General features: G+C 59.3%; 1 protein-coding gene. It reads right to left on the bottom strand.

Annotated features, from left to right (window positions below):
- Positions 1-17: 17 nt before the first annotated feature.
- Positions 18-830 carry an IS5 family transposase gene (locus C5J24_RS31580; protein ID WP_105423704.1) on the bottom strand — a complete coding sequence of 271 codons (813 nt, stop codon included), beginning with the start codon at positions 828-830 and terminating at the stop codon, positions 18-20.
- Between the last annotated feature and the right edge of the window lie 80 nt (positions 831-910).

Genomic DNA, 910 nt, shown 5'->3' with positions numbered 1-910 from the left:
AGAGTCCGTCCGAGAATTCATGATGGGCGTGCGATCCGTCTGACGAGGGTCATGATGGATGCGGCATAAAGGAAGGCCTTGGCGGACTTGATGGTTGCTTCCGGGTCTTTCCATAGCCGGCGGTTTCGGCTGATCCAAGCGAAGAAGCGCTCGACAACCCAACGCTTTGGATGAACGGCAAAGCCGACCTGATCCTTCGGCTTGCGGACGATCTCGACGTCGACCAGCGTCGCATTTTGCGGCCTGTCGCCAGAGTATCCCATGTCGGCAAATGCCTTGGCGACGAACGGGAAGGACTTCCGAGACAGTCGCAGAACCGGGATGGCACCATCGCGATCCTGAACGTCGGCCGGTTGAGGATCAAGCACGAGAGCACGTCCATCCATATCGACCATTGCTTGTCGCTTGCGGCCTTTGATCTTTTTACCCGCATCATATCCACGCGGACCGCCGCTCTCGGTGGTCTTCACGCTCTGGCTATCCAACACAGCAGCACTTGGAGAGGCCTGGCGGCCGGTCCGCTCGCGATCCACCATGACGAGGCAGTGATTGATCCGCGTGAAGACACCAGTGTCACGCCAGCGGCAGAAATACCCGAAAACCGTGCTCTTGGGCGGCAGGTCTTTCGGGATGAGACGCCAAGGAATGCCGCCCCGCAGAACGTAAAAAATGGCGTTGATGATCTCCCGCAGCGGCCAGGCTGGCTTACGCCCCCTTGGCGCAGGCTGCGGAAGAAGGGGCGCTATCACCGCCCATTCCGCGTCCGTCAGGTCGGTTTCGTATCGTGGCTGTTTGCGACTATACTGCCGCCGGGTGGTCGGGTTCCACATGGCGCTTCCATTCAGGCTTCAGACACCTTCTTGGAATCATCATCGGCCCGATCACTCAACCCAATTCTCGGACGGGCTCT

The sequence above is a fragment of the Neorhizobium sp. T25_27 genome (genome assembly GCF_002968565.1).
Classification (GTDB): Bacteria; Pseudomonadota; Alphaproteobacteria; order Rhizobiales; family Rhizobiaceae; genus Neorhizobium; species Neorhizobium tomejilense.
Note: the sequence above shows the minus strand (reverse complement) of the source record. Positions and strands in the feature narration are given on the sequence as shown.